A 3,686-nucleotide genomic window follows, 5' to 3' on the forward strand; every position below is an offset into this window, starting at 1 on the left:
TAAAACGCAAGAAAGCGAGGTCCAATACCCCGCTTTCCTGCAAAATCGAATACTACATCAAGACCAATTCTGCTTATTTCTCAAGTCAATCCGCATTCTTCACGGACGACTGTGGATCGTACGGCGCTTTTACCGGGGGGGCTCGATCGGCTCATGGATGAAGCCGTGGCTGCGCATCGAGGCGATATCAGGCACGTCGGCCGGCGCCAAGTCTGCATTGAACGCCTTCTGGCGGCGGGTCGCTGACTCAGCACGGTTCAGTTCTATACGGCGAAGCCCGTTGGACGTCATCCTCGGTCGCTGGACCCTTGATACGTCGCCCTTCTATCTCGCCTTCGATCTGGCGAGCCGCGTGTTCTCGCCCTACAACCTGAATCCTTCCGGCACAAACCCTCTGCATCAGGTCCTCGCCGAGTCGGTCGATTTTCGACTGGTCGCGAGCTCCCCAATCCGTTTGTTCGTGACGGCGACCAACGTTCGTACCGGCCGCGGGCGTGTGTTTCGCAACGCCGAGCTCACACCCGACGTTCTGCTCGCTTCCGCCTGCTTGCCGACCCTGTTCCGTGCGATAGAGATCGATGGCGAGCCCTATTGGGATGGCGGCTACCCCGGAAATCCGACGATCACGCCGCTCGTACGCGAGTGTGACTCGCACGACACCATTCTCGTCGCGGTCAACCCGGTCGAGCGACCCGGGACACCGCGTTCCGCGCGCGAGATCCTCGATCGGTTAACCGAGCAGCGCCTTACGACCATAACGATCTTCCTTTGCGTCCTCCGGGACCTGGCGGATGCGAAAATCGGGCAGGCGATCCATAACTACATCTGCCAGACCGGCGACCCGATCATGGAAACTGCCGCGTCTTTAGCTTAAAGCCCAGGGAGCGCGATGCTGAGTTCTTCCGCTCGACGATCCAGATCGCATCGCAAACGCGGAGCCTGCCCGATCCCCGGCTGCTTGTGAGGTCACATCCTGGCTGAACCATTGTCGATGTGTCGGTTTTACGTGCTTCGAACGAAAGCTGATGTCGTGGAAAGTCATACCCTGCGCACAGTCGGTCTGGATCAAGCGCGTGGTTTGATAGCGGAGGGCATAGATTGTCGCCGCAACAATTGTTTCTTGGCGACGTCAGTTGAGAGAAACAGAGAAACCGCAGGCGGTCATTCCGAAACAGAATTGCAATTTGTGCCGGCCGTCATGGATAGCGGGGGCCGGCGCCCCCGCTATCAATGCCGGCACACTCGCCAGCCGGCACGCAGCCGGCTATCCGCCGCAGATTTGGCCCCCGACACCACGACCGCCGGCCGACGAATCCGAGCCTTCACAGAAGGCGCCAATCACCACCGGCAAGAAGGCCCAACTCACTGCATCCTTTGCGTCGTGATTGTCGATAAATGCTGCCCGTTGGGATTCCTGTAACGATTGGCGAGGCTTTCTAACAATGAAGCCATCTGGTCCGGATCTGATCGAACAGTAAATTCTCCGTAGTTTGGGTCGAAAACCGTGGTCCTTCCATTCGAGGCCGACGTCGCGATCGTGTGTGCGCCGCCTTCGGCGAAATACAAGCTGAGCAAATGGTTCGATCCATCTTCGTTGATTTCGTTCACCATGCGCTTGACGTTCGAAGACTTGCCGAATGCGAATCTCTTCTCTTCTCCAGCCGGTTCCAAGCCTGCGTCCTCCAAAATGGTATTTTGTGCCTGAAGGTCGGCCTGAGAAGATCCTGCTCCCCTGCTGCGCAACTGATCCTTGAGATTTTGATATTGCTGCTGCCGTTCAGCCGCTGAGGCGTGCGTTTGCGATCCGGGTGTGAGCGCACTCATTCGGGTTGATGGGCTGTTGTTAAGATTGCGGAACCACTCCGCAGTCAGCCCAACGCAGATGCCGTCCACATTCGCATCACGCAAGTCGGCCGTTCTGTATTCAAACAAGGAGGTGGCCGGACTCTCTGGAGAGGATGTACTGGGGTCGGAGGCGCTAGAAGTTTGAACGTTTGCATCCGAGGTATGTGGCTTGCTGCAGCAGGCCCCCATCTTGTCAGGCAACTCCCCCGGTTGTGAGCTCCACTGAGGCGCGAGACCTGCAAGTGTTTCCGTAAAGCTGCCGCTATCCACCGACTGACTCGGTTCGTCAGCTTGTCTAGTGCATGTGGATGAGCCACTGATTCGATCATACATGACGATTTACCTTCTGTGCTGCGCTAGTCTCTACGCATCAATTCGGGCTGCTTAGGCCCTGCTGCGAGGATACCTAGACAAGCTGATGGCAAGCTGACGGGCAGCTGTTGTCCGGCTTAGAAAGCGTTCCTTTGTCGGACTTCTGACAATGTCTGATGCGGCGCGGCGTAGCGCTGTGTCGGATCCTCCCGCGCGTCGGCTGCCGGATTCCGGAACGACATTGACAGGCTATCGCTGCGATGCCCTCGCAGCACGCCGCCGAGCGCCCACGGGGCTTTCTGCAAGCCCTCGGCCAGAGCGACGAAGCTTTCGCCGCCGAGCACGACATGGGCATGCTCGAAGCTGGAGAACGCCAGCCGGAAGTGACAGAGCCGATGATCGAGCGGCCTCATACGCGCATGCTGCACCGGGTAATGGCGGAAGAACTTTCTCGCGCCTGCGGGCCGTGATCGAGGCCTTGGCGGCCATCCGCGCGCAGTACTATCAGATCTCGACCAGGCGCTACCGCAGCGACGCTGCGGGGGGAGGCCAGCGTGCGCAGACCTGAACGCGCGGGAGCCCGCGGCGTGCGCGCGCTGCCGTCGGTCCGATCCGATGCAATGCCGCAGCCTGATTCGACGGGTGAAGCAAGCATGAGCGACGCCGCCCTGAGCCGGCGCAAGGACGACCATCTAGACATCGTGCCGGTTGGCGACGGAACCATCGCCGATGGTGGCATAATCTCTCATCCGGCTTAACCATCCAATGAAACTACTCCGATGAATTCCTTTCAGATCTCGATGATGAGGCGCTCGTTGAACTTCGGGTTGTCCCAGGTGCGCTCGCGCGGTGGCCATGGTCCATAACCCTTGGCGTTCGAGACCAGTCGGGTCTCGCCGACCGTAACGTCGATGGACTAGAAATGGAGCCATCCTGCCTCGATGTGATGAGCAACAAATGGCTCCATGAGGCGCCGATGGATCTGGACCTTGCGTGCCCCGCCGGCGGCTGGATGTCGTACGTGAAAGAGCGACGTGATTTCGATCCCCCGGAGGGCATGAATGTCGAGTCCATCGGGGATGGAATCCTGATGTCCGTGACGTCCGAGATTTTCTCAGATGCCCGGCCGGAGTACGTCGACGCAGCAAATCGGCTGAACGGGGCTCTTGTTTCAGTGCGGACGGCCGAGAATGAATTAACCTCCCAACGGGACAGCCTGCGGGTCAGTTCTATCCGATGACAACGGGCGTCGGCACCGGTCGAGTTTGTGGAACCTGCCCATCCTTGTAAGGGGCCAAAAAGGGCCAAAACCGCGAAATTTTAACCTAATAGGCCTCCAGTGGTCGACTAATCGAGAGGAAAGTCTATATTTTGTCGATGGCTTACGTAGCAACCGAGGGGCACAAGACCAATACGGCCGGGGGCATCTCGGCCGTCGACAAGCTTGTTTTGGCCACGGTCAACGCACCATTCAAGCGGGATATCAGCGCGGCAACGCTCCAGCACTGCATTGCGCGGGCGGAGCTTGG

Annotated in this window: 2 protein-coding genes and 3 pseudogenes; 3 read left to right on the plus strand and 2 right to left on the minus strand. The window is 58.8% G+C overall.

From position 1 onward, the window contains the following. Positions 1-56: 56 nt before the first annotated feature. Positions 57-796: pseudogene (locus ACZBJS_RS42075) on the plus strand (patatin-like phospholipase family protein); the annotation flags it as partial. A gap of 566 nt (positions 797-1,362) precedes the next feature. On the opposite strand, the gene ACZBJS_RS42080 reads toward ACZBJS_RS42075, so the two are convergent. Both ACZBJS_RS42080 and ACZBJS_RS42085 read right to left on the minus strand, forming a co-directional pair. Then, positions 1,363-2,178 (minus strand): YopT-type cysteine protease domain-containing protein, encoded by an 816-nt coding sequence (locus tag ACZBJS_RS42080; protein WP_463440288.1) that lies wholly within the window; start codon positions 2,176-2,178, stop codon positions 1,363-1,365. Between the two features lie 167 nt (positions 2,179-2,345). After that, positions 2,346-2,564, minus strand: a pseudogene (locus ACZBJS_RS42085) (IS21 family transposase); the annotation flags it as partial. On the opposite strand from ACZBJS_RS42085, the pseudogene ACZBJS_RS42090 reads away from it, so the two are divergent. Together ACZBJS_RS42090 and ACZBJS_RS42095 are read left to right on the plus strand one after the other, a co-directional pair. Next, positions 2,565-2,725: pseudogene (locus tag ACZBJS_RS42090) on the plus strand (terpene synthase family protein); the annotation flags it as partial. 408 nt (positions 2,726-3,133) lie between these two features. Further along, positions 3,134-3,397 (plus strand): hypothetical protein, encoded by a 264-nt coding sequence (locus ACZBJS_RS42095; RefSeq protein ID WP_463440289.1) that lies wholly within the window; start codon positions 3,134-3,136, stop codon positions 3,395-3,397. Positions 3,398-3,686: the final 289 nt, after the last annotated feature.

The organism is Bradyrhizobium sp. KZN70725, assembly GCF_055264925.1.

Excerpts from the sequence above, each read along its gene's own strand:
- ACZBJS_RS42080 (WP_463440288.1), bottom strand. The coding sequence starts at position 2,178 with ATGTATGATCGAATCAGTGGCTCATCCACATGCACTAGACAAGCTGAC.
- ACZBJS_RS42095 (WP_463440289.1), top strand. The coding sequence starts at position 3,134 with ATGGATCTGGACCTTGCGTGCCCCGCCGGCGGCTGGATGTCGTACGTG.